26 protein-coding genes and 1 pseudogene are annotated in these 26,225 nt (G+C 74.9%); 11 read left to right on the forward strand and 16 right to left on the reverse strand.

Annotated features, from left to right (window positions below; all coding sequences use genetic code 11):
- The first annotated feature begins 93 nt into the window (after nt 1-93).
- Together ACNF49_RS31550 and ACNF49_RS31555 are read left to right on the forward strand one after the other, a co-directional pair.
- Nucleotides 94-767: pseudogene (locus ACNF49_RS31550) on the forward strand (alpha/beta hydrolase).
- A 40-nt stretch (nt 768-807) separates the two neighbouring features.
- On the forward strand, nt 808-1,665 hold the full coding sequence (locus ACNF49_RS31555) for a helix-turn-helix domain-containing protein (protein ID WP_482939833.1): 858 nt from the start codon (nt 808-810) through the stop codon (nt 1,663-1,665).
- A 92-nt stretch (nt 1,666-1,757) separates the two neighbouring features.
- On the opposite strand, the gene ACNF49_RS31560 is transcribed toward ACNF49_RS31555, so the two are convergent.
- The 3 genes from ACNF49_RS31560 to ACNF49_RS31570 all read right to left on the reverse strand — a co-directional run bounded on the left by ACNF49_RS31560 (nt 1,758) and on the right by ACNF49_RS31570 (nt 4,600).
- A complete protein-coding gene (locus tag ACNF49_RS31560; RefSeq protein WP_482939834.1) occupies nt 1,758-2,498 on the reverse strand; it encodes a GNAT family N-acetyltransferase in 741 nt (246 codons plus the stop codon).
- 153 nt (nt 2,499-2,651) lie between these two features.
- The gene (locus ACNF49_RS31565; protein ID WP_482939835.1) at nt 2,652-3,827 is read right to left on the reverse strand and encodes an MFS transporter; all 1,176 of its coding nucleotides are present in this window, start codon (nt 3,825-3,827) and stop codon (nt 2,652-2,654) included.
- Between the two features lie 80 nt (nt 3,828-3,907).
- Nucleotides 3,908-4,600, reverse strand: a complete 693-nt coding sequence (locus ACNF49_RS31570; RefSeq protein ID WP_357979222.1) for a TetR/AcrR family transcriptional regulator — start codon at nt 4,598-4,600, stop codon at nt 3,908-3,910.
- A 53-nt stretch (nt 4,601-4,653) separates the two neighbouring features.
- On the opposite strand from ACNF49_RS31570, the gene ACNF49_RS31575 reads away from it, so the two are divergent.
- Nucleotides 4,654-5,778: an FAD-dependent oxidoreductase gene (locus ACNF49_RS31575; protein ID WP_482939836.1), complete on the forward strand. Its 1,125-nt coding sequence runs from the start codon at nt 4,654-4,656 to the stop codon at nt 5,776-5,778.
- Between the two features lie 7 nt (nt 5,779-5,785).
- On the opposite strand, the gene ACNF49_RS31580 is transcribed toward ACNF49_RS31575, so the two are convergent.
- Complete coding sequence (locus tag ACNF49_RS31580) at nt 5,786-6,838, reverse strand: P1 family peptidase (RefSeq protein ID WP_482939837.1); 1,053 nt, start codon at nt 6,836-6,838, stop codon at nt 5,786-5,788.
- 10 nt (nt 6,839-6,848) lie between these two features.
- Between ACNF49_RS31580 and ACNF49_RS31585 the strand changes: the two genes are divergently transcribed.
- Nucleotides 6,849-7,025, forward strand: a complete 177-nt coding sequence (locus tag ACNF49_RS31585) for a hypothetical protein (protein WP_482939838.1) — start codon at nt 6,849-6,851, stop codon at nt 7,023-7,025.
- 4 nt (nt 7,026-7,029) lie between these two features.
- On the opposite strand, the gene ACNF49_RS31590 is transcribed toward ACNF49_RS31585, so the two are convergent.
- The 5 genes from ACNF49_RS31590 to ACNF49_RS31610 all read right to left on the reverse strand — a co-directional run bounded on the left by ACNF49_RS31590 (nt 7,030) and on the right by ACNF49_RS31610 (nt 10,770).
- Nucleotides 7,030-7,779 carry an SDR family oxidoreductase gene (locus tag ACNF49_RS31590; RefSeq protein ID WP_357979216.1) on the reverse strand — a complete coding sequence of 250 codons (750 nt, stop codon included), beginning with the start codon at nt 7,777-7,779 and terminating at the stop codon, nt 7,030-7,032.
- Nucleotides 7,780-7,860: 81 nt separating this feature from the next.
- Entirely contained in the window at nt 7,861-8,247 is a 387-nt protein-coding gene (locus ACNF49_RS31595; protein WP_482939839.1) for a MerR family transcriptional regulator, read from the reverse strand.
- Nucleotides 8,244-9,716 carry a DHA2 family efflux MFS transporter permease subunit gene (locus tag ACNF49_RS31600; protein ID WP_482939840.1) on the reverse strand — a complete coding sequence of 491 codons (1,473 nt, stop codon included), beginning with the start codon at nt 9,714-9,716 and terminating at the stop codon, nt 8,244-8,246. Before ACNF49_RS31600 ends, ACNF49_RS31595 begins: the two co-directional genes overlap by 4 nt.
- Nucleotides 9,713-10,297: an NADPH-dependent FMN reductase gene (locus ACNF49_RS31605; RefSeq protein WP_357979210.1), complete on the reverse strand. Its 585-nt coding sequence runs from the start codon at nt 10,295-10,297 to the stop codon at nt 9,713-9,715. Before ACNF49_RS31605 ends, ACNF49_RS31600 begins: the two co-directional genes overlap by 4 nt.
- A gap of 122 nt (nt 10,298-10,419) precedes the next feature.
- Entirely contained in the window at nt 10,420-10,770 is a 351-nt protein-coding gene (locus ACNF49_RS31610; protein WP_482939841.1) for a hypothetical protein, read from the reverse strand.
- Between the two features lie 111 nt (nt 10,771-10,881).
- Between ACNF49_RS31610 and ACNF49_RS31615 the strand changes: the two genes are divergently transcribed.
- The 4 genes from ACNF49_RS31615 to mltG all read left to right on the forward strand — a co-directional run bounded on the left by ACNF49_RS31615 (nt 10,882) and on the right by mltG (nt 15,182).
- Entirely contained in the window at nt 10,882-11,121 is a 240-nt protein-coding gene (locus ACNF49_RS31615) for a hypothetical protein (RefSeq protein ID WP_357979206.1), read from the forward strand.
- 145 nt (nt 11,122-11,266) lie between these two features.
- Nucleotides 11,267-13,660 carry an outer membrane protein assembly factor BamB family protein gene (locus tag ACNF49_RS31620; protein WP_482939842.1) on the forward strand — a complete coding sequence of 798 codons (2,394 nt, stop codon included), beginning with the start codon at nt 11,267-11,269 and terminating at the stop codon, nt 13,658-13,660.
- A 77-nt stretch (nt 13,661-13,737) separates the two neighbouring features.
- Entirely contained in the window at nt 13,738-14,250 is a 513-nt protein-coding gene (locus tag ACNF49_RS31625; protein ID WP_482939843.1) for a SigE family RNA polymerase sigma factor, read from the forward strand.
- Nucleotides 14,247-15,182 carry an endolytic transglycosylase MltG gene (gene mltG, locus ACNF49_RS31630; RefSeq protein WP_482939844.1) on the forward strand — a complete coding sequence of 312 codons (936 nt, stop codon included), beginning with the start codon at nt 14,247-14,249 and terminating at the stop codon, nt 15,180-15,182. Before ACNF49_RS31625 ends, mltG begins: the two co-directional genes overlap by 4 nt.
- Nucleotides 15,183-15,298: 116 nt before the next feature.
- Here the strand turns inward: mltG and ACNF49_RS31635 are convergent, their stop codons facing one another.
- The gene (locus tag ACNF49_RS31635; protein WP_482939845.1) at nt 15,299-15,955 is read right to left on the reverse strand and encodes a class I SAM-dependent DNA methyltransferase; all 657 of its coding nucleotides are present in this window, start codon (nt 15,953-15,955) and stop codon (nt 15,299-15,301) included.
- 158 nt (nt 15,956-16,113) lie between these two features.
- Between ACNF49_RS31635 and ACNF49_RS31640 the strand changes: the two genes are divergently transcribed.
- Nucleotides 16,114-16,875, forward strand: coding sequence for an alpha/beta fold hydrolase (locus ACNF49_RS31640; RefSeq protein ID WP_482939846.1), 762 nt, complete (start codon nt 16,114-16,116; stop codon nt 16,873-16,875).
- Between the two features lie 11 nt (nt 16,876-16,886).
- Here ACNF49_RS31640 and ACNF49_RS31645 read toward each other — a convergent pair whose 3' ends face one another.
- Nucleotides 16,887-18,368, reverse strand: coding sequence for an MFS transporter (locus ACNF49_RS31645; RefSeq protein ID WP_482939847.1), 1,482 nt, complete (start codon nt 18,366-18,368; stop codon nt 16,887-16,889).
- 104 nt (nt 18,369-18,472) lie between these two features.
- Here ACNF49_RS31645 and ACNF49_RS31650 point away from each other — a divergent pair, with 104 nt between their 5' ends.
- Complete coding sequence (locus tag ACNF49_RS31650; RefSeq protein ID WP_482939848.1) at nt 18,473-19,321, forward strand: helix-turn-helix transcriptional regulator; 849 nt, start codon at nt 18,473-18,475, stop codon at nt 19,319-19,321.
- Between the two features lie 111 nt (nt 19,322-19,432).
- On the opposite strand, the gene ACNF49_RS31655 is transcribed toward ACNF49_RS31650, so the two are convergent.
- From ACNF49_RS31655 to ACNF49_RS31670, 4 genes are all read right to left on the reverse strand, one after another.
- Nucleotides 19,433-19,789: a PRC-barrel domain containing protein gene (locus ACNF49_RS31655; protein WP_357979195.1), complete on the reverse strand. Its 357-nt coding sequence runs from the start codon at nt 19,787-19,789 to the stop codon at nt 19,433-19,435.
- A 78-nt stretch (nt 19,790-19,867) separates the two neighbouring features.
- Nucleotides 19,868-20,305 (reverse strand): SRPBCC family protein, encoded by a 438-nt coding sequence (locus tag ACNF49_RS31660; RefSeq protein WP_357979193.1) that lies wholly within the window; start codon nt 20,303-20,305, stop codon nt 19,868-19,870.
- Between the two features lie 60 nt (nt 20,306-20,365).
- Complete coding sequence (locus ACNF49_RS31665; protein ID WP_482939849.1) at nt 20,366-21,244, reverse strand: helix-turn-helix domain-containing protein; 879 nt, start codon at nt 21,242-21,244, stop codon at nt 20,366-20,368.
- Between the two features lie 18 nt (nt 21,245-21,262).
- Nucleotides 21,263-21,607 carry a VOC family protein gene (locus ACNF49_RS31670; RefSeq protein ID WP_482939850.1) on the reverse strand — a complete coding sequence of 115 codons (345 nt, stop codon included), beginning with the start codon at nt 21,605-21,607 and terminating at the stop codon, nt 21,263-21,265.
- 152 nt (nt 21,608-21,759) lie between these two features.
- On the opposite strand from ACNF49_RS31670, the gene ACNF49_RS31675 reads away from it, so the two are divergent.
- Nucleotides 21,760-23,022 carry a serine hydrolase domain-containing protein gene (locus ACNF49_RS31675; protein ID WP_482939851.1) on the forward strand — a complete coding sequence of 421 codons (1,263 nt, stop codon included), beginning with the start codon at nt 21,760-21,762 and terminating at the stop codon, nt 23,020-23,022.
- A gap of 6 nt (nt 23,023-23,028) precedes the next feature.
- Here ACNF49_RS31675 and ACNF49_RS31680 read toward each other — a convergent pair whose 3' ends face one another.
- Entirely contained in the window at nt 23,029-26,220 is a 3,192-nt protein-coding gene (locus tag ACNF49_RS31680) for an AfsR/SARP family transcriptional regulator (RefSeq protein ID WP_482939852.1), read from the reverse strand.
- Between the last annotated feature and the right edge of the window lie 5 nt (nt 26,221-26,225).

The following is a 26,225-nucleotide window of genomic DNA, read 5'->3' on the forward strand; positions in this document are numbered from 1 at the left end:
CCGGGCGGCCCTGAACTGCGGTTACGGGTGCACCGCCCCGCCGGGGAGCCGGACGGGCCGCTGCCCTGCGTCTACTGGATCCACGGCGGCGGCATGACGTTGGGCCAGCCGGAGCAGGACGACCGCGTGGCCGCCCGGTTCGTCCGGGAGCTGCGGTGCGTGGTCGTCTCGCCGGACTACCGCCTCGCCCCGGAACACCCCGACCCCGCCCCGTCGAGGACTGCTACGCCGGGCTGACGTGGGTCGCCGCCGCCGGGCCTGGCGTCGATCCCGCCAGGATCGCGGTCGGCGGCGCGAGCGCGGGCGCGTGCCTGGCGGCCGGGGTGACCCTGCTGTCCAGGGACAGACGCGGCCCCTCCCCGGTGTTCCAGGCGCTGAGCTCGCCCATGCTGGACGACCGGGCCGGCACCCCGTCCATGACCCAGTACGAGGACGTCCTCGTGATCGACCGGGCCTACATCGTCGAGTCGTGGACGGCCCTGCTCGGCGACCGCCGCGCCACCGGCTCCGTCGGCGGCCACGCCGCCCCCGCCCGCGCGCAGGACCTGTCCGGCCTGCCACCGGCCCTGGTGGACGTCGGCGAGCTGGAGGTCTTCCGCGACGAGGCCATCCTGTACGCCATGCGCCTGGCCCAGGCCGGCGTGCCCACCGAGCTCCAGGTCTACCCCGGCGTCTTCCACGGCTCGGAGAAGCTGGTCCCGGACGCCGAGATCACCCGGCGGGCCGTCGCGAACCGCGTCTCGGCACTGCGCCGGGCCTTCCGGTGACCGTCCACCGCCTCGCGCGCGGGGCTCGTACGATGTCGGGGTGCGGTCAGTTGCGCCGGTTCGCGGTCATATGCCCGGATGGGAGATCACCGTCCCGTCGCGGCCCGGCGGCCTGCCCGGGGTCGTCATGGCGGGGTTCAGCGACCGGGCCAACGAGTTCCGCGACCTCGCCCTGGTCCCGCACCCCTCGGTCACCCTGCTCTTCGACCTCGGCGACGAGCCGTTCGTCATCGAGGACGACCGCGGCTCGCGCCGGCTCGGACGTGTCGTCGCCGGCCTCGCGCCCCGGCAGGTGCGGGGGAGCGGGCTGACCCGCCGGATGGAGTGCCTGCAGATCCGGTTGTCGCCGATGGCGGCGCACGCCGTCCTGGGCGCGTCCGCGGAGCTGAGCGGCACGGTGGTCACGCTCGACGACCTCTGGGGGCGCGAGGCCGAACGCGTCCAGGAGCGGCTGCGGGCCGCCGGGTCGTGGGAGGACCGGTTCGCGATCGCGCGGGACGCGCTGGCCAGGCGGGCCGACGAGGGCAGAGCCCCCGACCCGGAGGTCGCCTTCTCGTGGCGGCGGATGGCGGCCAGCGGCGGGCGGGTGCCCGTCGAGCGGCTCGCCGCCGAGGCCGGCTGGAGCCGCAAGCGCCTGTGGGCCCGGTTCCGTGCCCAGGTCGGCCTCACGCCCAAGCGGGTCGCCCGGCTCATCCGCTTCGACCACGCGGCCCACCGTCTCGCCGCCGGTGAGCGGGCCGCCCTGGTGGCGGCCGAGAGCGGTTACACCGACCAGTCGCACCTGCACAGGGACGTCATGACCTTCGCGGGGGTGACGCCGGCCGCGGTCGCGCTCTCGCCGTTCCTCGCGGTGGACGACGTCGCCTGGCCGTCCGGGCCTCCTCGCGACCTCGCCTAGCGGCTCACGCCCGGCCGCCGCCGACCAGGCGCAGCGCCCTGCCCAGGCACAGGGCCGCCGTCATCGCGGTGCGGGCCGCTCGTGATCTTCTCCTACGGCAGGCGCGGGTGCGGTGGCGGCTCCTCGTGGGCGGCTCTGGTGATCTCGTGCACGGCGACCGGCCGCCCGTGGCCGGGCACCACCGTCTCGAACGCGAATCGCAGGCCGAGCTTGTCCATCACCCGGCGGGACCGCTGGTTGTCCACGTGACGGATGCTGACGATCCGGTCGAGACCGCACTCGGCGAACCCGAACCGCAGCAAGCTTCCGGCCGCCTCGGTGGCGTAGCCGTTGCCCCAGTGCGCTCGTCCGAGCCGCCAGCCGATCTCCACGGCGGGCAGGATCTCGGGGAGGAACGCGGGCACCGCCAGGGCGACCCAGCCGGCCGTCAGCCCGGTCTCGCGCACGACGACGGAGAGCGGGCCGTGGCCGCGTTCCCGCCATTCCCGGCGGGCGCGCGCGATCCACGCCGCCGTGCGGTCCTGGTCCTGCGGCAGGACGGAACCGTCGCCGATGTACCGCATGACCTCGGGATCGGCGTTCATGGCGGTGTAGGAAGCGAGGTCGTCGTCGTCCGGTAGACGCAGGAGCAGCCGGTCGGTCGTCATGGGGATCATCCGGCGATGATGCCAGAGCCCGGCGGCGCGAACGGTCCCGGCGCGGCCCGGCGACGCAGGGCCCGCCAGGTCGCGAACGCCGCCGTACGCGCCCAGGACGGCGAGCCCGACCCGCCCGGGCAGCGTGAAGTACCCCGCCGAGGGCGCGTAATGGGCGGCCACCTGCGGATACTCCACCCGCGTCTACGGCGTCGGGCAGCAACGGGAACACCGTCAGGCCGTACGGCAGCGCGACGAGGATCGCCACCCGGCGCAACCACACGCCCAGCCCGATGACGGCGAGGACCGCGACGGCCGGGGCGGCGGTCTTTCGGGAGGACGGCGAAGGCTTCAGGGTGTGCGGGAGCGGTGAAGGGCGAGGGCGACGAGCGGGCCGGCGGCGAGCAGGAGCGCTAGGGCCGCGTAACCGTAGGTGAGCGAGGCCACGGTGGCGACACCCGCCACGAGCAGCGGGCCGCCGGCGTCGCCCAGCTCCCGGCCGAGTTCGGCGGCGCCCATGGTCTGGCCCATACGTTCGGCCGGGGTGCGGGCGGCGAGGGCGGCGAACCCGAGCGGGGTGATGAGCCCCGTCCCGGCCCCGATCAGCACGGCGGCCGACAGGATGCCGGCCAGACCGGGCAGCATGGCGCAGGCCAGCCCCGCCGCGGTGACCAGCAGCCCGCCCAGCAGGCCGGTACGGGCCGACAGACGCTCTTCGTCGAGGGCCCGCCCGGCCCTGGGCTGGACCACCGCCGCGCACGCCGCCAGGACGGACACCGCCGCGCCGGTCGCGACCGTGCCGAGCTCGGCGGCCCGGCCGGACACGGGCAGGAAGCCCACGCCGACCGACAGCGCGGCGGTGGCTCCGGCCAGGGCGGCGGTCGGCGCGAGGAAGGCCGGATCGGCCAGGCGCCGTGCCAGGTCCAGCACCGTCTGGCGGACCTTGGGCAGCGGCGGCACCGCGGGCACGGCCAGCGCGGCCCATACGGCGACCCCCGCGCCCAGCACGGTCAGGACCGCGAACAGCAGCCGCAGGCCGCCGGCCCACACCAGCACGCCGCCCAGCAGCGGGCCCAGGGTGTAGCCGATCGACTTCCAGAAGCCGTAGCCGCCGAAGGCCCGGCCGAGCTTGGCGGCCGGATTGAGCCTGGCCACCAGCGCCGAGGCCGACGGAGAGAACGCCGAGGCCGCCGCTCCCTGGCCCAGGCGGGCGGCCCACAACCAGCCGGGGCTGTCGGCGACGACGTACAGGCCGGAGGCGACCGCGAACGCCACCAGCCCGCCCACCAGCACCGGACGGGCGCCGACGCGGTCGGCGAGGCTGCCGAAGAGCGGCTTGAGCAGCACCTCGGCGCCGTCGTACAGGGCCAGCAGCGCGCCGAGGACGAGCAGCGAGGTGACCGCGTCCGCGGAGAACCCGCCGAGGTTGGCGGCGATGCCGTGCGCGCCGAACGCGGTGGTGAACCCGGCCGCGTACAGCGGCCACATCCGCCGGCGCGCCGCCGCGGGCGACGCCGCGGAGGGCACGGAAGGCGGCACAGGGGGCGGCGTGGCGGGCGGCCCTGAAGGAGGCACTGAAGGCGGCCCGGTAGGAGGCACGGGGGGCGTCACGCCGGTGGCCGGTCGAGTCTGGCGGCCACGGCGTCGAGGACCCACTCCAGGCCGGTCGTGAAGGACTCCTCGGCGTCCACCTCCGTGCCGTCGTGCACGAACTTGGCCAGCGTGGGGTAGCGGCCCGTGGCCAGCATCCTGCTCACGTGCGGGCCGTAGGCACGCTGCCAGTCGAGCTCGGACAGGCCCGTGGCGCGCTCGGCCCGCAGGTGGGCGACCTCGCGCCTGATCGCGCCGGTCATGTACGCGCCGACGGTCCGCACGGCGTGCATGACGGTGTCGAGGTCGGCGTGGCCGTCGAGGGCGGCCAGCGTGCGTTCGGTCACGGCGAGGGCGTTCGGGCCCAGGCTCGGACGGCCGCCGAGCAGGTCGGCCAGCCATTCGTGGCGGAGGGCGGCCTGCCTGGTGCGGACCGCGTGGCCGCGCAGCGCCTCCCGCCAGTCGCCGGGCTGCCCGTCGGGGAGGATCTCGGCGTGGACCTCGTCCATCATGAGGTCGAACAGCTCCTCCTTGGTGGAGATGAATCCGTACAGCCGCATCGGGCCGACGTCGAGCCGGGCGGCGACCTTGCGCAACGACACCGCCTCCAGCCCGCCCTCGTCGGCCAGCGCGACGGCCGCGTCGACGATCCGCTGCCGGTCGAGCGGCGCCGGGCGGGTCGGCGGCTCCGGACGGTCCCACACAGTCATGGATACATCGTACTGTTGCGATACAGCGTCTCGGCAAAATACAGTGTATTGACATGAGACATCGTATCGCCGTAGTGGGAGGCGGCCCCGCGGGCCTCACCTTCGCCCGCGTCCTGCACCGCCACGGCCACCCTGTAACCGTCTTCGAACGCGATGCCGCGCCCGACGCCCGTCCGCCGGGAGGCACGATCGACCTGCACGAAGGGATGGGCCAGCGCGCGCTGGACAAGGCGGGGCTGCTGGCGGAGTTCCGGGCGCTGTCCCGTCCCGAGGGGCAGGCCATGCGCATCCTGGCCCCGGACGGGACCGTGCTCCGCGACTGGCGGCCCGGTCCGGACGACCAGGCCAATCCGGAGATCGACCGCGGGCAGCTGCGTGACCTGCTGCTCGGCCCCTTGGACGTCCGTTGGGGGCACGGCGTGACGGAGGTGGCGCCCGGCACCCGGGACGGCGTGGCGGTCCGTTTCGCCGACGGACGGCAGGAGACGTTCGACCTCGTGGTCGGCGCGGACGGGGCCTGGTCCCGGGTCCGCCCGGCGGTCTCCGCCTCGACGCCGCACTACACCGGCGTCACCGCGGTCGAGACCTCGCTCGACGACGTCGACACCCGCCACCCGGACCTCGCCCGGCTGATCGGCGACGGTTCCATGGCCGTCTACGGCGTGAACCGCGCCATCGTCGCCCAGCGCAACAGCGGCGGCCACGTCAAGGTGTACGCCCAGTTCCGCGCGCCGCTGGACCGGCGCGCGGGCACGGACGCGGGCCCGGACGGCGTCGAGGCCGTGCGGTCCCGCCTGCTTGCGCTGTTCGAGGGCTGGGCCGACCCCGTGCTCGACCTCCTGCGCCACGGCACCGCGTTCGCCGACCGCCCCCTCTACGTCCTGCCCGTCTCCCACACCTGGGCCCACGTCCCCGGGGTGACGCTCCTGGGGGACGCCGCCCACCTCATGCCGCCCCTGGGAGTGGGCGCGAACCTGGCGATGCTGGAGGGCGCCGAACTCGCCGAGGCCCTCGCCGCCGCCCCCGGCGATCCGGACGAGGCCGTCCGCGCCTTCGAGGAGCGGATGTGGGAACGGGCCGGGAAGTGGGCGAAGATGACGGCGGACGGCCTGGAACGTCTCGTCGGCCCGGATCCCGCCACGGCCCTCGCCGTCTTCGACGAGGTCCAGCCGTCCTGACCGGTGACTAGCCGACCGGCTCTCCCAAGCCGGTCCGCGGAAGCCGGTCGTACGGAACGGCGTGCCGGGTCCGGCCGCGGACGCCGGTGGTGGTCGTCGCGGTGAACAGGGAGTTGAGCAGCGCCTCCTCCACCGCGTCCATGACCCCGGCGAACAGCGGGTTCAGGCCGGCGTCGGGCAGGCGCGGGAGCTCCGGCGGCGCGGTGGTGAAGGCGATGGCGTAGTCGCCGCTCCCGTTGGAGTACGACGCTCCGACGCGGCCCATCGCGAAGATCGCCCGGCGGGCCAGCCGGGCGAGCTGACGCGCGTCGAGCGGCGCGTCGGTGGCCACCACGATCATGCAGGAGTTGCCGATCGGCTCCTCGTTCGCCGCCCCCGGGACGAGCTCTTCGACCGGCATCGGGACGCCCCCCACGGTCAGCACGCCGCCGAAGTTCGCCTGGACGAGCGCCCCGACCGTCACCGCGGCCCCCTCGGCCACCGGCCGCCGGGACGAGGTGCCGATGCCCGCCTTGAAGCCCAGCGCCGTCGTCCCGGTGCCCGCTCCCACGCATCCTTCGGCGGGCAGCCCGCCGGACGCACCCTCCAGCGCGTCGAGCACGTGCTGTTCGGTGATCGGGCGGCGCCGGATGTCGGACAGGAAGCCGTCGTTGGTCTCGCCCACGACCGGGTTGAAGGAGATCCCCTCCGGGCTGCGCTCCATCAGGTACGTGAGCAGCGCGTCCGCGGCCCGGAACGCTGACAGCGTGGCGGTCAGGACGACGGGCGACTCCAGCACGCCGAGTTCGTCGATCTGGGTGGAGCCGACCAGTTTGCCGTATCCGTTGCCGGCGTACACGGCCGCGGGCAGCGCCCGCCGCTCGGCGATGAGCTGGCGGGGAACGATGGCGGTGACCCCGGTGTGCAGGTCGGCGCCGTCGTCGAGGGTAGTGTGGCCGACCAGGACGCCTTCGACGTCGGTGATCGCGTTCAACGGCCCGGTCGGCAGGGCGCCGACGACGACGCCCAGTTCGCGCGCCCGCGCGCGTCCCCTCGTGGCTGCGGTGAGGTGATTGTCCATAATGTTCCCATTGTCGGGGCTCCACTCCACCGACGCGTGCCCCGAGGCCCGGCGGGTGCGGGACTTCCGTCGTCTGATCGCACTGGGCTGGTTCCTCCAGCTCGGTCCCGGTGGTCCGGCGACGCCGCACAACCCGCCGGGTGCCCTGGCGGTCCAGGCCGCGCGGGTCCTGTGGTTGCTCCGTTAGGCCGTCAGAGCAGGGTGCCGCCCGAGGCGTCCAGCCAGTGGCCGGTGACCCAGCGGCTGTCGTCGCCGGCCAGGAAGGCCACCGCGTCGGCCACGTCCGCGGGGGTGCCCACGCGGCCCATGGGGGACAGCGACGACAACCAGGTCAGCGCCTCCCCGACGAGTCTGCCCTGGTGCATGTCGGTGTCGATGACGCCGGGCGCCACAGTGTTGACGGTGATCCCGCGCGGCCCGAGCTGCTTGGCCAGCGTCGAGGTGAGCACGTCGAGCGCACCCTTGGACATGGCGTAGCTGATCGCCGTCGGCATCGCCGAGCCGCGGGTCAGCATCGTGGAGACGTTGACGATCCGGCCGCCGTCACGCAGCCGGGGAAGTGCGAGCTGGGTGACGAAGAACGGGGCGGTGGCATTGACCGCGAAGAGCCGTTCGAACTGCCGCCTGGTGACGTGCTCGATGCCGGGCTCGTCGTTCAGGATGCCGGCGTTGTTGACCAGGATGTCCAGCCCGTCGGCGTGTGCGTCGAAGGCGGCCCACAGGCGTTCGGCGTCGCCGGGCGTGCCCAGCTCGGCCCGCAGGGCGAACGCCTGCCCGCCCGCCGCCTCGACCGCGGCGACGGTCTCCGCGGCGGCCTGGTCGTTGCCGCCGTAGTGGACGGCGACGCGCGCGCCGTCACCGGCCAGGCGCCGGGCGATGGCCCGGCCGATCCCTCTGCTCGCGCCGGTGACGAGCGCGGTCTTGCCATGGAGGTTGCTCATGATGTGTTCCTGTCGATCGGGGTGAGTCACCCGAAGGCCGCAGGCAGGCGGCAGACGTGCCGCTCGATGCCCGCAGGGCGATCAAGGGGACTGGAGGAAGTCCAGGGTGGCCAGCTCGTTCACGGTCGTCTGCAGCTGGTCGATGCGGGCGCGGCCGATCCGGACGAGCTCCTCGCCCGCGGCGACCCACTGGCCGAGGTCGGGGGACAGGGGCGGGATGCCGGAGAGGATGTCGGCGCTCTCCTTGAGGGTGATGCCGACCCGCTGCGCGGCGAGGGCGAGCTTGATCCGGCAGACCGCGTCGACGGTGAAGCGGCGGGCGTTGCCGCTGTTGCGGTGGCCGGTGATCACGCCGTAGCGCTCGTAGAAGCGGACGGCGTTGGGCGTCACCCCGGCGGCCCTGGCCACCTGCCCGACCGTGAGCGAGGCCTGGATCGCCTCGGAGCCGGGACGGCCGGTGACGGTCATGGCGCGCCCACCGTCCTCTCAGCCGGCTCCCGCCGGCCCGCGATCGCCGAAGGCGGGGCCGGAGAGCGCAATCGTACGACGAGGGCCAGCGACATCACGACAAGGGCCGCCGCCTGGGTCAGCCGCAGGGCGTCGGTGATGACGAGAGCCTGCGCGGCCCTGTCCGCCGCGCCCATGGCGGCCAGGGCCGCGAGCGAAGCGCCGCCGGTCAGCGCGCCGGTCAGCGCCGTGAACAGCGCGCCGACCGCCACGGTGCCCATGCCGTTGGCGACCGTGCTCACCAGCGACAACAGCGCGGAACCCGAGGCCAGGTCGGGGCCGTGGAGGTTCCGGCTGGAACCGGACATCGTCGGCATCATGATCGCGCCGGTGCCCGCTCCCTGGAGGAACGCGAACAGGCCGAGCACCGGGTAGGGGGTGTCCGGCGCGAGGATGATCACCTGGACCACGCCGGAGGCGATCACGAGTCCGAGCCCGGTGCCGACGACCCGCCGGGGGCCGAGCCGTTCCAGCAGCCGGGCGGCGACCTGCAGGCTGAGGCCCATGCCTACCGCGCCGGGGATCATCAGCGCGGCCGTGACCGAGGCGCTGTCGAGACGCAGCGTCTGAACGTAGGTGGGCATCAGCAGAGCCGAGCCGAAGTAGGGGGCGGCGTACAGGGCGAGCACCGCGGCGCCCCGGCCGAACGTCGGATCGCCGAGCAGCCGGATCCGCAGCAGCGGTTCCGGACGTCTCAGGGCCCGCGCGCAGAAGGCCACGACCAGCACCGCGCCGGTCGCCACCGCGGCGATCCGCGTCCAGGCCGGGCCGTCCTGGGCACTGATGCCGTACGCCACCGCGACGATGCCGGGCACCAGCGACATCGCCCCCACCAGGTCCAGCCGGACCCGCCGGCCGCGCGCGGGGGCGGCCGGCAACCAGGCCGGCGCGACCGCGGCGGTCAGCAGCGCCAGCGGCACGGTGACGTAGAACAGCGCGCGCCAGGAGCCGGCGCCCAGGAGCGCCGCGCCGAGCAGCGGGCCCAGGATCGGCCCGATCAACATCGGCAGCCCGGCGACCGCCGTCATCCGGCTGCGGCGTTCGGGCGCGACCGCGCCGAACCCGATCGCCATCCCCAGCGGCGCCATCAGGCCCCCGCTGAGGCCCTGCGCCGCGCGAGCGGCGATCAGCCCGTCCAGGCCGCCGGCCGCGCCGGCGGCGGCGGAGGCGACCGCGAAACCGACCAGCGCCGCCAGGTACACCCGCCGGGCGCCCCAGCGCGCGGCCAGCCCGGCGGCGAGCGGCTTCGTCGCCACCATCCCGAGCGTGTACGCGGTGATGACCCATTGCACGGAGCTCAGCGACGCGCCGAACGTCGCCATCAGCGCGGGCAGCGCCACCACGACGATCGTGGCGTCCAGCACCGCCAGCAACCCGCCGGCCATCAGGACGACCGCGGCGCGCAGCTCCGGCCCGGTCAGTCTGCTCACCGTCGACCGGCCAGGTCCGTGACGCGGACGGTACGCAGTGCCCGCGCCCACGTGCGCAGCTCGCCCATCGTCGTGTGCAGCGCCTGCGTCGTGCCCGGCGGGGGAACGAAGCGGCCGTCGGCGTCCAGGTGCTCCCACGCCATCGGGATCAGCACCGACTCGCGGACCGTGGCGGCCCGCAGTTCGGGGAAGACCATGCGCAACTGCGCCACGGCCCTGATGCCGCCGGAGGCGCCGTACCCGACGAACGCGACCGGCTTGTACGCCCACTCGGTGAAGTGCCAGTCGATCGCGTTCTTCACCGCGGCGGGAAAACTGTGGTTGTACTCCGGGACGAGGAACACGAACCCGTCGGCGGAGGCGAGCGCGTCGCCGATCGGGGACGCGACTCCTCCGCCGGGCTGCAGCTCGTGCATCGGCAGCGAGACCGCGGCCAGGTCGATCATGTCGAGGTCGAGCCAGTCGATCGCGGTGAGCTCGCGCTCCAGCCAGGCGGCGAGCGGATCGGCCATTCTGGGCCTGCGCACACTTCCGATCACCACGGCGATCCGGAGGCGGCTGTCGGCGTTGTCTTCCGTCATGGCAGAGACGCTAGGAGTTCGCCTATGGGCGAACTCAAGTCGCCGGATCCAGGGCCGTGCCCCCTCCCGGACCGAATTCGTCAACACGGCGGTTACGCAGCGTCCCATCAGCTATACATCAGCTACCGCAGGCCGCCGACGAAGGGCATCCGCATGGCCAGAGCGCGCCGGAGAAGGCGTGCCGCCCCCGTCCCTCCGGCGGAGGCCGGAGGATGGAAGGCCGTGCGGACGTGGCTGGCCGGCATCGCCGGCGCGGTGATCGTCGCGGCCGCCGGGGTGGTGTTCACCGCCTGGTTCAACGCGCGCGGCTCCGACACCGTCGGCAGCATCAGCGGCGAGCCCCCGATCAAGGTCGGCCACGTGGCCGTCGAGTACGCCGCCCAGGACACCACGCTGAGGGAGGCGGTGACCGCGCCCGCGGAGCGGGCGCTCCTGCTGGGCGCCGCGTCCGGCCCCCGGCGCGACGAGGTCATGGCGCGGCACGACAGCCCGCGCCGCGCTTCACCACGCCCGACGACCCGGACACCTCGTACTTCAGGAAGAAGCAGATCGACCTCAAGCAGGACGAACGGGTCACGCTCTCCATGTCGGTCACGGGCACGGCCGCCTACTACGCCTTCGAGCTCGTCGTCACCGTGCTCGCGGGTGACCGGACCGAGCAACTGACGATCCAGGGGCCGGACAGCACGCCGTTCCGGGTGACCGGCGCCTCGGGCACCTACCGCGCCTACTACACGCCCTCCCCGCTCGGCGGCTGGCGCCCGATCTCCAGGGGCGACGCGTGCGCGATCGAACAGAAGCTCGCCAGGGCCGGGAGGTGCTGACCACGCGCGGCTGCCGGTCGGGCGCGGTCGTGCTGGTGGTCGTCCTGGCCACCTGTTCGGCCGCGGCCGGCGTCGGGGGCTCGCCCACGTGCCCGTGGAATGGCGGGCATCGTGGTCGGTGCCCGTCGAGGCCGGGAGCGGTGTCATGGGCGAGGAGGCCCGCAGTCACGCCGTGTCCGACCGGGCGGTGGCCGTGGCGACCCGGCAGGGCGCCGTACGGATCCTCGACCCGCGCACGGGCCGGCTCCGGCACACCGTCCTCGCCGGGCCGGACCGGTCGTCGTCCGTCACCGGCGTCTGGATCGCGGGCGGCACGCTCGTCGTCGCCAGGGGCGGACCGGACGACGCCGGGCAGACCCTGTACGGCCACGACCTGGCCACGGGCGCGCCGCTGTGGCGGCGCCCGGTCACCGTCGCCCCGCGCCGGCCCACGCTGGGCGACACCGGCTCCTACCACGGCCCGCGGATCATGGCGGCCGGGCGCGGCGTCGTGGTGGTCGAGCAACCCGACGAACCCGTCCGCATCCTGGCGCTCGACGCGCGGACCGGCACGACCACGGCCCGGTCGGCCTATCCGGGACGCTGCCGGCTGACCGGGGCGGCGACGGCCGGATCGGTGCGGCTGCTCAGCTACTGCCAGGGCGAGGTGCGGCTGTCCTCGACGGATCCGCGCACCCTGCGGCCGGGCTGGACGCGCCCACTGACGAGGACGTCCGCCACGGAGGGCGCGGGCCCGCCGATCGGGCTCACGGCCAACGCCGAAGGGTACGCGCAGGCCAGGGTGGGCAAGGACGACTTCTTCCTCGGCCCCGACGGCCGCCTGCTGTCCACCGTCTCGCAGGCCGTCGAGGTCACCGATCCGGACCGATGGCTTCCGCCCCTGTACGCCGGGCCCGCCACCGTCCGGCCGGGCCTGCGCCCCTGGCCGCTGCCCGCCTACCTGGTCGCGGTGGACCCCGGCACCGGACGGCTCCGCGGCCTGCCTATCGACCTGCCCGCCCACCTGGCCTCCCTCGCGGGGGCGAGCCGGGACCTGGCCTTCGTCCTCGGCGACGTCCCCGGCGGCGGGCGGCTGACGGCGTACCGGCTGGTCCATGGGCCGCCCCGCCCGAAGACCGCCTGGCCGGACGCCTGCGGCCTGCTGACCGCCCGCGACCTGGCGGCCTTCGCGGACGGCTACGCCCCGGCCCCGGCGGCGGACGGCACAGCCAGGTGCGACTGGATCCCGCCGGCCGACGACGGCGCCGTCGTCTCGGTGTCGGTGGAATGGGTGTCGCCGTCGGAGGAAGGGGCGCGCAGGCTGTACGCCGCCGAGGCCGCCGCCGTCAGGGCGGCCGAGGCCGTCGACCCCACCACCGAGGCCCCAGGCTTCCTGACCTCCACGGTGGAGGCGACGAACGGCTTCTACGGCGCGACCCTCGTCAACGTGGGTCCGGTCGTCGTCCGGCTGACCTCGTCGTCCCGGCAGGCGGTGCGGCTGCTCTCGCCGCTGCTGCGCGACCGGCTGCCGGCCCGGTACCGGCCGGGCGGGCGCGCTCCCGTCCCGGCCCGGGAGCGCGGGTGGAGCTTCCCGGCCGACGCAGCGGTGCGCACCGAACCGGTGGTCGCCGGCGGCGTCGTCCACGCGTCCACCGCCGACGGCACGCTGACCGCGCTGGACGCCGCCACCGGCGCGGTGCGCTGGCGCCACCGGACGGACGGCCTGCTGGAGGACGACCACGTGGTGGCGGACGGCGTCGTGTACGCGGCCCTCACCGACAGGGTGGTGGCACTCGACGCGGCGACCGGCCACCCGACCTGGACGCGCAGGATCGGCGCATCCGGGAGCATCGCCGTCGCCGCGGGCCGCCTCTACCTGTGGAGCAGGCACCCCGCCTGGTCCACGAAGGCCCGGCTCGTGGCGCTCGACGCCCGTTCCGGCAGGCGGCTGTGGACCTTCGAACCGCCCGGCGACGTGCTGACCCCCGAGTTCACGGCGGCCGGGGACGTCGTCCTCACCGGCAGCGACCACGGCATGCTGTACGCCCTGGACCCCGCCACCGGCACCGTGCGGCACCGCCTGCGGCTCGGCTCCGGGCACGACCGCGTCTTCGTGCGGCGGTCCGGCGCGACCGTCTATGCGGCGAGCGACGGCGGCCGGGTGAACGCCCTGGACGCCGTCTCTGGTGAGGTCCGATGGAGGTCGCGGATCTCCGGGACGGTCGCCGCCCGCCCGCTGGTGGCCGGCGGCACGGTCTGCCTGGGCGACGACCAGGGCGCCACGCACGCCCTGGACGCCGCCACCGGCGAGCACCTGTGGAGCTTCCGGGCCGCGGGCGACCAGCCCATGTACCGGTGGAGCGCCGCGGTCGCGCACGGCGTGGTCTACACCGCCGGCCGCGACCGCACGCTGTACGCCCTCGACCCCGCCACCGGCGCCGTGCGGTCGCGGTTCCGGACCGGCGGCCTCGCCGGGACCGAGCCCGTCGTGCGGGACGGCTTCGTCTACCTCTGCAGTTCCAACGGCAACCTCTACGCCCGTCCCACGTCGGACTCCTGACGGGCGCTCTTTCCGGCGTCCGGCATAGTTCCGGGACGCCCGCTCGTCCTTGGTGGGTGACATGACGAGGAGGACGGGTGGATCCAGGCTTCGAGGCGGTTCTGCGGCAGTTCGTCATCGACCGGTCGGGGGCGCTGTTCCGCACGGCGTACCTGCTGACCGGCGACCGGCACGCCGCCGAGGACCTCGTCCAGTCGGCCCTGGCGAAGACGGCCGCGCGGTGGCGCGGCCTGCGCGACCCCGAGGCCGTCGAGGGGTACGTCCGCCGCACGATGTACCACGAGCAGGTGAGCCGGTGGCGCCGCCGGTCGCGGGTCGTGGAGGTGACCACGGACGAGCGGCTCGACCGGCCCGGCGACGGGCACGCCGACGCGGCCGACCTGCGCCTGACGATGCGGGCGGCGCTGTCCCGGCTGACGCCCCGGCAGCGGACCATGCTCGTCCTGCGCTACTTCGAGGACAAGTCGGAGACCGAGATCGCGGACCTGCTGGGCGTGCGCGTGGGCTCGGTCCGCAGCCAGATCTACCGATCGCTGGAGCGGCTGAAGAAGACCGCCCCCGAGCTGAGCGCCGTGAGGGAGTTCCGTTGAACATCGAGAACCTGCTGCGTGAGACCCTCGCCGACATGGCGGACGAGCAGCCGCCACCGCCTCCCACCCGGTTCCTCCCGCAACATCCCGCCCGGTTCCTGCCGCATCGTCCTGCCCGCCGGAGGGGTGCCGCGCTGGCGGCGGCGGCCGCCGTGGTCGTCCTGGCCGCCGGGGGCACGGTCGCCGTCCGGACGCTCGCGCCCGAGGCGGGCCGCCCGGCACCGTCCGCGGCCGCGCGGCCCGGTCCGGGACGGGCTCAGGTGGAGGTCGTCAACGACGGCGAGCGGGTCTCCGGCCTGTTCGACGAGCTCGCCCGCGTGACCGGCAGGCCCGCGGAGTCGTTCGCGAAGGCCGCCGGGGACGGCCCGGCGCTGGGCCTGCCTCCGTACGCGAAGGGCGGGCTGGAGGGCTTCGCCTTCCCCGGCACGTACCGGTTCGCCGGCTCCGCCGCCCCGGCCGAGATCCTGGGCGGGATGGTGGCCCGCTTCCGGGAGACGGCGGACGAACTCGGCCTGGCCGCTCGGCCCGACGCCCTGGACGTCGTCATCGTGGCCAGCCTCGTCCAGGCCGAGTCGCCCACGGAGGCCGACATGCCGAAGGTGGCCCGCGTCCTGCTCAACCGGCTGGCCCGCGGCATGATGCTGCAGGTCGACAGCTCCGTCCGCTACGCGCTCGGCAGGCGCCGCGGGCCCGTCACGGTCGAGGACGTGAAGGTGCGTTCGCCGTACAACACCTACCGTCACAAGGGCCTGCCTCCGGGCCCCGTCGCCAACCCCGGCGAGGCCGCGCTCAGGGCCGCCCTCGACCCGGCCGCGGGCTCCTGGCTGTATTTCGTGCTCACCGATCCGAAGCGCGGCACTTTGAGCTTCGCCACGACCGGCAAGGAGTACGCCGAACTGACCGAACGCGCCCGAAAGCCCGGCCGCGGATGACCGGCCGGGGTCAGCCCGAGCAGTCGCCGACAGGAGTGACCGAGGTCCGCACCTCCCGGGCGTGTTAGCGCGGCGGGCGTGCCGGTTCGTGGCGGGACGCCCGCGTGCTCGTTCGTCTAGTGTGCGTCGTCGGGGGTCGCGGCGCGCATCAGCAGGTGGCCGCGGCGGAACCGTTCGTCCTCCAACGGCTCGCGCAGTATCCGGCCCACCTCGACGAACCCCTCCTTGCGGGCCAGGGCGGCCAGTTCGTCGATCGGCCAGCGGTAGGCCGGCGTGACCTTGTGGTCGAACTCCGTGACCGGCTCGCCCTCGGACTCGAAGAAGCCGACCAGCAGGTGACCGCCGGGGGCCAGCACCCGGCGGAACTCGGCGAAGTACGGCGGCAGTTCCGCCGGCGGGACGTGGATCATGGAATACCAGGAGATCAGACCGCCCAGCTCGCCGTCGGCCACGTCGAGGGCGTCCATCGAACCGAGCTCGAAACGCAGGCCGGGAAAGTCCCTGCGGGCGATGTCGAGCAGCGCGGGGGACAGGTCGACGCCGAACGCGTCCAGCCCGAGGTCACGCAGGTGGGCCGTCATGTACCCGGGGCCGCACCCGGCCTCGACCACGGGCCGGGGTCCGGCGGCCCGAACGAGTTCGGCGAACACGGCGACCGTCGCGCGGTCCAGCGGCAGGCGGTCGAGCGAGTTCCGGGCGAGGTCGGCGTACAGGTCGGCGACGGCGTCGTAGGCGCGCGCGGTCGCCGTGAGGTAGGGGGAGGAGTCGGCCATGGCGGACGACTGTAGCCCATCGGCCCGGGTGTCACCGAGCCGTCGCCGCCGCGCGTCCCCCACGACGGGCCGCCGGTTCTCGCGTTTATGCTGTGAACAAAAATCCAAACTGTTCATACGGATACAGTCGGCCGGCGCGGCCACGGAAGGGATCCCCCATGCTGAACGACCTGCCGTACCTGTCGGCCGGCGAAGGGCCGCCCCTGATCGTCCTGATCTACACCCCGCAGGCGGCCAACCCGACGGGCATGACGCGCTGGTCCACGATGCGGATGGTGCGACCGTTCACCCGGGACTTCACCGTGTACGTCGTCAACCGCCCGCCAGGGCTGCCGTCCACCACGACGATGGCCGACCTCGCCGCGATCTTCGCCCAGGCGATCAGGGCCACGTTCGACGGGCCGGTCAACGTGCTGGCCCTGTCCACCGGCGGATCCATCGCCCTGCAGCTGGCCGCCGACCATCCCGGCCTGGTCGACCGGCTCGTCCTGGCGGGCACGGCCTGCACCCTCGGCCCGGCCGGCCGGCGGGCCCAGCGCGGCTACATGGAACGGGCCCGCCAGGGCAGGCGGCCGAGCCCCGCGCTGGCCGAGATCGTCACCGAGTCGGCTCCCGGCCGCTTCCTGCTCAGGGGCCTGCTGTGGCTGTCGGACGGCGGGCGCGCCGACCACGCCGACGCCGTCACCGTGCTCAACGCCGAGGACGGCTTCGACCTGCGCGGCCGGCTGCACGAGATCAAGGCGGCCACCCTGCTGATCCAGGGCGGCGACGACCTGGTCTACCCGCTGGACCTGGCCCGGCAGACGGTCGATGGCATCCCCGACGCGCAGCTCGTCGTCTACCCCGGCCGCAGCCACAGCGGCACCTTCACCGACGAACGGTTCGCCCCCGACGCCCTCGCCTTCCTGACGGACGGCTGAGGGCGCGCCCCTCAGTGGCCGACCGGCCGCGGGGCGTGCCGTACCGGCGTTCGCACCAGGCCGACGACGCCGAGCACCACGTGCAGGGCCCCGGCCACCGCCGCGGCCACGTGCAGCCCCGCGACGAACGCGGTCTCGGCCTGCGCGGCCGCCGCCGGCACGAGGGCGGGCAGCTGGAGGGTCTCGTCCAGGGTGGGGGCCAGGTCCGGTCCCTGGAGCCGGAAGACCAGGGCGGCGAGCGAGCCGAGGAGCGCGATCCCGAGGGCGTTGCCGATCTCGTTGCTGGTCTCGGCCAGCGCCCCCGCCGCTCCGGCCCGTTCCGGCGGGACGGCCCCGACCGCGGTGTCGGCGACGACGCTGAACGAGATGCCGTACCCGACGCCCGCGACGACCGTGGACGCCACGTACCAGCCGACCCCGCCCGTGACGGCCGTCGGGAGCAGGAGCAGCAGCCCCGCCGCGACGGAGAAGTGGCAGACGGCGAGCGCGGCCCGCCTGCCGACGCGGTCGACCACGAACGGCGTGACGACGCAGGTGACGGTGAGCACCACCGCGCCGGGCAGCGCGAGCAGCGCCGCGTGCAGCACCGGCAGGCCGAGGACGGACTGGAGGTAGACGCCCGCCAGGTACGCCGTCGCCGACCACGCCGCCAGCGGCAGCAGCCCGGTGACGATCGCCACGGTGAACACCCGGTCCCGGAACAGCGAGAACTCGATCAGCGGCTGCGCGAGGCCGCGTTGCCTGCGGACGAACCACGCCAGCAGCCCCAGCCCGGCCGCCCCCGCGACGACCGGCACGGCCGACAACCCTTCGGCGGCGGCGTGCTTGAGCGCGTAGATCGTGAGCAGCAGCCCGGCCGCGGACGTCACGACGCTGGGCACGTCCACCCGCCCGGCGCGGGTCGCCCGCACCTCGCGGAGCAGGACCGGCGCAAAGACCAGGAACAGGGCGAGGACGGGCAGGTTGACCAGGAAGACCGACCCCCACCAGAACCGCTCCAGCAGCACGCCGCCCACGATCGGCCCGGCGGCGAACCCGGCCGCGAACGCCGCGGCGAACACGCCGATGGCCTGCGCCCGGCGCCGCGGGTCGGTGAACAGCTCGCTCAACACGGCCAGCGCCGACGGCAGCAGGGTCGCGCCCGCCACGCCCATCAGCGCGCGGGCCGCGATCAGCAGCTCCGTGCTGGGCGCGAACGCCGCCGCCATGGAGCCGGCGCCGAAGACCGCGGCGCCGACCATGAGCAGCCGCAGCCGCCCGTACCGGTCGCCGAGGTTGCCGAACGCGATCAGCAGGGAGCCGACGGCGAAGCCGTAGACGTCGAGGATCCACAGGGCCTGGCCTGCGGTGGGTGTGAGGGCCTGGCTGATCCGGGGCATCGCCAGGAACAGGATCGAGCCGTCCATGGAGACCAGCAGGACGGGCCCGAGGATCACCAGGAGACCGAGCCAGGCCCGCAGGCCCGGGGGAGTGGGCGTGTGCTGTCGATACATGGGGCCGACACTCGGGCAGGACGCGCCGGGCAACCATCCCCCTGGCGTGGGTGCACCCAGCAGGTGTACCCACGCGGCCCCCCGATCGGCCTAGGCTCGGTGGTGTGGAGAGCCTCGGAGCGTTTCTGAAGAGCCGTCGTGATCGGGTCACGCCCGCCGCGATCGGGCTGCGTACGTTCGGGACGGCCCGCCGGGTCCCGGGGCTGCGGCGCGAGGAGCTGGCGCAGCTCGCGGGGGTGAGCGCCGGGTACTACACGCGTCTGGAGCAGGGGCAGGCGGAGACCGCCTCGGAGCAGGTGCTCGACGCTCTGGCGCGGGTGCTGCGGCTCGACCGGATCGAGACCGTCCACCTGCACAACCTCGCCCGGCAACCGACCCGTTCCCGGTTGTCCCGGCCGCCCGGGGAGGAGCCTCGTCCGCGGGTGCTCGCGCTCCTGGAGTCGCTGAAGGACACGACGCCGGCGGTCGTGCTCGGCCGGCGTGGGGACGTGCTCGCGTGGAACCGTACGGGTCACGCGCTGATGGGGGAACATCTGCCGTTCGAGGCGCCGTGGGATCCGGCGAACCGCCCGTCCGTCCCGAGGATGTTCTTTCTGGATCCGCTCTTCCGCGACCTGCACCGCAACTGGGACGAACTAGCCCGTATCCATGTCGCCTACCTCCGGCTCACCGCGGGCCGGTTCCCCTCGGACGCCCGCCTGGCGGAGCTGATCGGGGAGCTGACCATGCACAGCGCGGAGTTCGCGGCGCTGTGGGCGGTGGGCGAGGTCGCCGACTGCACGGTGGGCACGATGCACCTGCGGCATCCCACGGTCGGCGCGGTCAGCGTCGACTACCAGGTCTGGCTCCAGCCCGACAGCCCTGACCACCGGGTCGAGATCTACACCCCGGCCGACCCGTCCTCCGCCGACGCCCTGCGCATCCTGACCCACCAGACCGGCCGGACGTCCTGAGACGTCCGGCCCTCGGGGGCCCGCCGGTCGCAGAGCTGTGGGGCCTTGGCAGCTGCTGCGGCGCGCGTCGCGCCCGGCGGGCACCCCGACGGGTACCCGGGTTACGCGGGGTCAGACGGTGCCGTTGAAGCGGTTGTAGTACGCGCCCACCTCGTCGCGGTGGGCGTCGTCGTTGTACACGGCGTCCTCGTCGAACTTCGGCGAGTCCTTGATCTCCTGCTTGGTCCGCGCGAGGTGGACCTTGCGCTCCTGCGGGTCGATCCGCGTGACGGTGCCGGCCGGCAGCACGACCTTCTTGCCGAAGATCCACGGACCGGTGTCGACCACCAGGTAGCTGTCGCCGACGGTGTGGCTCGCCTCGTCCACCGAGCCGATCGAGCCGTCGGTGGCCTCGACGTCGAAGCCGACCACGTCGAGAGTCTTGTCGCCGTAGACGTCGGAACCGTAGCTCCACATGTCCTGAGACAAGGCGTTTCCTCCTGATGATCTAGAGAACGTTGCCCACCCACTCTTCCCGGTTCAGCCGCGCCAAACATCGGACCGCGGTCACTCCGCCGCGCGGGCGGCGTACGCGGCGAGGCCGTCGGCCATGCCCTGCACGAAACGGGTCAGGTACCACCGCCAGAAACCACCCGACAGCGGCATCCTCGGCTCGAAGGCGGCCGACCACGTGATGTCGGTGCCGCCGTCGGCGGCCGGCGCGAGCTCGACCGTCCCGCGGTAGGAGCGGAACGGGCCGCCCAGGTTGTCGTAGACGAACCGCCGGTCGGGCACGAGCTCGACGACGCGCTCGCGCGAGACGTTGCGCCCGGTGCGGAAGACCCTGGTGTCGCCGGCCCGCTGCCGGGCCGCCGGATCGCCGCCCTCGACGTCGGCGGAGTCGATCGGCGACCACGACGGCCAGGTGGCGGCATGCGTGAGCGCCGCGAAGACGGCCTCGGGGGCGGCCTGCGAGCGAGCGGTCACGGCGAAGGAGTACGGCATGAGCCCCAACGTAGGCACCGGCCCCACCCGTGGGCCATGCGCACGATTGCCGTCGATCGGTCAGTTCTTGCGGTACGCCGACGGCCGCACGCCGGTGTGGCGCAGGAAGGCCGACGACAACGAGCCCGCACCGGCGAACCCGCAGCGCCCGGCGATCTGCTCGACGCTGAGCGAGGTGGACGACAGCAGCCGCCGCGCCTCCTCGATGCGCAACCGGGTGAGGTACCGATGGGGCGTCTGGCCGGTGCCCTCCCGGAACACCCGGACGAAGTGGTACACGCTCAGATGCACCTCGGCCGCGATGGCGGCCAGCGTCAGCGGCTCGGCCAGGCGTTCGGTCATGATGGCGACACCCGCCCGGACGGCCGCGTGCTCGGGGCCGGGCAGGCGGCCGGCCCCGCCCTGGGTCAGCAGGTGGGTCACGAGGAAGGCGGCGGCGGACTCGGCGTACAGGTCGCCGGCCGCCGCGCGGCCCGGCAGCGCGCGCAGGAGCTGCTCGACGACCGGGTCACCGGCCGCCAGGGCGGCGGCGATCGCCTCGAAGTCGGGCTCGCGACCGCCCAGCGCGTCGGCGGCCCGCCGTACGGCCGCCGCGGGGACGTGCACCTGGACGGTGCTCAGCCCGGCCGCCGCCCGGTAGCTGATCGACCCGGCGCGGCCGGGGACCATGAGCTCCAGGTGGCCCGGGACCCAGCGCCGTCGGGCCGGTCCGCCGCCCGCGTGCATCCGCAGGTCGGCGTTCCCCGCCACGCAGAGCACGAGATGCAGGTCGGCCACGGCGGGCAGGGCGAAGTGCTCGGCCTCGGGCGCGTGCCGGAAGCCCTGCACCAGCAGTGACCGCCAGCCGGCGTCGTCCCAGCTGTTGTAGGTGTGCCGCACGTACGCCGAGGTGTCGAGGCCGGCGTAGGGCGCCAGGTCGAAGTCGGGCGAGTCGAACACGTCCCGAGCCTAACCGGATCATCGTGGCGGGGCCTCGGCGAGCGAGAGGCTGTTGCCGTCCGGGTCGAGGATGTCCACGTGGCGCACGCCGTTGCCGTACGTCTCCACGGGCCCGTGCTCGATGCCGTGCCCGGCCAGCCTGGCCAGGATGTCGTCGAGGCCGGACACGCCGAACGTGATCATGGTGCCGCCGACCCGCGCGGCCCGCATGTGCCGGTCGTCGATGACGACCCACGCGTTCTCGCCGACCCGCCACAGGTGCTCCTCGCCGACGACCTCGTCCGCCGGACGGCCGAAGAACACCTCGTACCACTTCTGCGCCGCCGCCCGGTCGCGTACGCACACCACGCTGTACAGATCCACTCGGACCACTCCTTCCTGTCGCCATGAAGACTCCGCCGGTGGGGCGAACTCATCGCCGTGGCGGCGGGCTGACAGCGGGATGTGTGCGGTTTGTGAGCGGGGGGCCGGAGGGTGAGGGCGTTGGTGTCACCCGATGGAGGAGGAACCGGTTCATGTACCCCTGTGATGTCCCGTCCCGGCGGGCGGCGCGGCCGCGGTGGCTGCGCGCGCTCACGGCCGCCGTGCCGGCCGTGGGCCTGGCCGTGGTCGCGGCGCTCCCGGCCGCCGCCACGGCCCGTCCGGCCGGGGACGGGACGCCCGCCCTGCTGCAACGCCTGGCGCGGGAGGCGGTGGCGGCCGGGGCGCCCGGCGTGCTCGTCCGGGTCGACGACGGCCGCGGCCGGCCCGTCGAGATCGTCGAGCAGGCCGCCTGGACCAGACGCGACCACGTGCTCAAAGCGGGCGACGAGTTCCGCATGGGGTCCAACACCAAGACCATGGTCGCCGTGCTGGTGCTGCAACTCGTCGCCGAGGGCAGGCTCGCCCTGACCGACCCGGTGGACAAGTGGCTGCCCGGCAAGGTGCCCGGCGGCGGCGCGATCACGCTGCGCATGCTGCTGAACCACACCAGCGGCCTGTACGACTACACTGACGACCCCGCGATCCGGCCCGCGCTGCTCGGCAAGGACCGGCGGCGCTGGACCCCGGCGAAACTGCTGGCCCTGGGGGTCAAGCACGCTCCGCTGTTCGCGCCCGGCGCCAGATGGTCCTACAGCAACACCGGCTACGCCGCGATCGGCGCCGTCCTGGAGCGGGCCACCGGGGCGAGCCTGGCCGACCTGGTCAGGGACCGGATCGCCCGGCCGCTCGGCCTCGGCCACACCTACTACGCCACCGGGCCCGCCTGGCGCGGCTCGTACGCCCGCGGCTACGAGCCGGACGCCGGCCACCAGCAGCCCGCGGTGCCGCCCGCGTTCCGGCGGCTCGCCGGGCCACGCCACGACGGCCACGTGGACGTCTCCGGCCACGATCCCGGCTGGGGAGGCCCGGCCGGGGCGGTGGTGTCCACCACCCGCGACTGGGCCCGCTTCCACGCCGCGCTCATGTCCGGCAGGCTGCTGCCCGCCGCCCAGCTCGCCCAGCTGCGCACCACCGTCCCGATGGATGCGCGGCAACCGGACGGGCCCGGCTACGGGCTGGGCATCCAGACCGCCGCCCATCCGTGCGGCACGTTCTGGGGCCACGACGGCGGCATGCCGGGCTACCTGACCACCAACCTCACCGACCGGACCGGCCGCCGCACGGCCACCGTGCTCGTCGCGGCGGAGTACTGGGCCGAGTTCGAGGCCGACCCGAAGCTCGCCAAGGCCGTCCAGGCGCTGCAGACGGCGGTGACCTGCACGATGTTCGGCAAGCCGGTCCCCGGCACCGGCTGAGCGGCGCTAGCTGGGCGGTGCGGTGACGACCGTCGTCACCAGGCGCTCGGCCTCCGCCCGTGACATCGCCGTGCCGCCCGCGTGCGCGGCGGCGAACCCCGCGGCGCCCAGGGCGGCCTCGGCCCGCCGGGTGAGCCGCCGCACGTCGGCGTCGCCGGAGCCGGTCCAGCCGCCCAGCACGGTGGCGGCCCCGAGCAGCCGGCCGGCCCGTTCCGGCCGGTCACGGCCCAGCTCGATGGCGGCGGCCACGACCGCGGTCGCCGCCGCGACCGGTGTGTGCCAGGTCAGCGTCAGGCGCACCGCCGGATGGTCGAGCCGGCGGGCCGCGCGGTCGGGGAACCCCTCGGCGAGGTCCGCCCGAGCCAGTACGCCCAGCAGCAGCGCGGTCAGCGGCGGCGTGGTGGACCGGTCGGGAGGGGCGCAGGCGAGGCCGGCCAGGGCGTGCTCGCGCGCCGCCGCCGCCTGCCCGGCGGCCAGCTCCAGCCGGGCCAGGCCCAGGCGCACCTGGGTGCTCGACTCGGCCGACCCGCTCCGCCCGGCCCGGCCGAGCAGGCCGGTCAGCTCCCGCCGCCCGCCGTCCACGTCACCGGACTCGGCCCGGTGCAGTGCGGCGGCCACCTCGTTCTCCATGGTGTGCTCGGGCATGCCGAGCTCGCGGAAGCACCGGGTCGCGTGCTCGGCCAGAGCGGGGGCGGTGGCGGGTGCGCCGGACCGGACCAGCGCCGAGCCGAGGGCGCTCAGCGTCATGCCCTGGCCCCACCGCTCGCCGAGCTGCTCGAAGCCGGCCAGCGCGCGGGCCAGCGCGTCCTTCGCCGCGGCGAAGTGGCCGGTGTTCATCGCCAGCACGCCGCTGACCAGCAGCGCCAGCGACCGGCTCCACGGGTCCGCCCCCTCCTCCGGCACGGCGTGGTCGCCCTTCGCGGCTATGCCGACCGCCAGCCGGGCCATCTCCGCGATGGGATGCGTGCCTGGGACGAGCTGGGCCAGAGCCGTCCTGATCCGGTCGAAGGCGGCGTCGGTCTCCTCCGGCCCGGCGGCCTCGACGGTGGCGATCGCGTGGGCGGCGGCGACCAGCGCGCGGGATCGCGGATCGGCCGGACCGCCGGCCTGGAGCACCTTGCCGAGCAGGTCGAGCGACTCCGGCGGGAAGTCCCGCAGGAACCAGTACCAGCTCAGCGCGACGCCGAACCGGACGGCCCGCCCGGCGTCGCCGGACTCGACCGTCCAGCGGATCGCGGCCGACAGGTCGTCCCGTTCCGCCGCCAGGCGGGCCAGCGGGCGCAGCTGGTCCGACGTGCGCAGGTGCGGATCGGCGGCCTCGGCCAGCCGCAGGAAGAACCGGGCATGCCGGTCGCGCGTGGCGGCGACCTCGGCGCGTTCGGCCAGGCGCGCCAGGCCGTACTCGCGGACGGTCTCCAGCAGGCGGTAGCGCGGCTCGGCCGGGTCGGCGGAGTCCGCCGGGTGCAGCAGGGACTTGTCGACCAGCGCCGCCAGCAGCTCCGGCACGTCGTCGGAGCCGCCGATCGCCGCCGCGGCGTCCTCGGCGAAGCTGCCGCGCACGACCGACAGCCGTTCCAGCAGGGCCCGTTCGCCGGGGTCGAGCAGGTCCCAGCTCCAGGCGACGGCGGCGGCCAGGGTGCGGTGGCGCGGCAGCGCCGTCCGGCTGCCGGCGGTGAGCAGCCGGAACCGGTCGTCCAGCCGGGCCGCGACCGCCTCGACCGGCAGGGCGCGCAGCCGGGCGGCGGCCAGCTCGATCGCCAGCGGCAGGCCGTCGAGGCGGCGGCAGATCTCGACGGTCGCCGCCAGCGCGCCGCCCTCCAGGACGAAGCCGGGCCGTACGGCGGCGGCGCGGTCGCCGAAGAGCCGGACCGCCGCGGCGGACCGGGCCGCCTCCGGCGTCGCGCCCGGTTCGGGCAGGTCCAGCGGCAGCACCGGGTGCAGGGTCTCGCCGTCGATCCGCAGGGGTTCGCGGCTGGTGGCCAGCACCCGCAGCCGCGGGCAGCGGCCGAGCAGCGTCCCGCACAGCGTGGCGGCGGCCTCGATCACGTGCTCGCAGTTGTCCAGCACCAGGACCAGGTCGTCGTCCGCGAGCAGCTCGGCCAGGTCGTCCATCTCAGCCCGCGCGGGCGCGCCCTCCTTGCGCGTCCGGATCAGGTCGAGCAGCACGCGGGGGACGTCGTCGGGCCCGACCGCGGCCAGCGGCACGAACCACACCCCGCCGGACGGCGTGAGCCGCCGGCCGACCGCGCCGGCCAGCCGGGTCTTGCCCGCCCCGCCGGGGCCGACCAGAGTGACCAGCCGGGCCCGGCCGAGCAGGCCGGTCACCCGGCGCACGTCCTCGTCGCGGCCCACGAAGCTGGTGAGCGGGACGTCGAGGTTGCCGTGCGACCGGCTCGACGGCGACGGCCCGGACGCCCGGCGGGGGCCTGGAAGTTCGCCGCGCAGGACCGCCAGGTGGGCTTGCTGGAGGTGCGGTCCCGGGTCGCCGCCGAAGTCGTCGGCGAGCCGGCCGCGGATGCGCTGGTAGGCGGCCAGCGCCTCGGCGCCGCGGCCGTCGCGGGCGAGTGCCCGGATGAGCTGGGCGTGCAGACGCTCGCGCAGCGGATGGGCGGCGGCCAGTGACTCCAGCTCGGCGACCAGGCCGGGGTCGGCGCCCGATGTCAGGTCGGCCTCGACGCGGTCCTCCAAGGCGGCCAGCCGGGCGCGTTCGAGCCGGTCGGCCTCGGCGGCGGCGAACGGCGCCGCCCGCACGTCGGCCAGGGCCGGCCCGCGCCACAGGCCCAGGGCCTCCCGCAGGACGGCGGCCGCCTCGCCGGGCCGGTCCCGCGCGGCCGCCCGTCCCTGCCTGACCAGCCGCTCGAACCGCACGGCGTCGACGGCGTCCGGCTCGACGGCCAGCCGGTACCCGGCGGGGCCGGAGGTGAGCAGCCCGGGATGCCCGAGTACGCGCCGGAGCCGGGACACCAGCGACTGCAGCGCGTGCATGGGGGCCTCCGGCGGCGCGTCGTCCCACAACGCCTCGGCCAGGGTCTCCGGCCGGACGGCACGCCCGGCGTCCAGGGCCAGCCTGGCCAGCAGCACCCGCAGCCGCGCGCCGCCGATCCGCGCCGGACCGCCGGCGGTCACCAGCGACAGGGGGCCGAGGACACCCACGCGCAGCTGTCGGCCGTCGCCGTCCGGCCTGGTCGAATCCGCCATGGCCA

The sequence above is a fragment of the Actinomadura sp. ATCC 39365 genome (assembly GCF_054392275.1).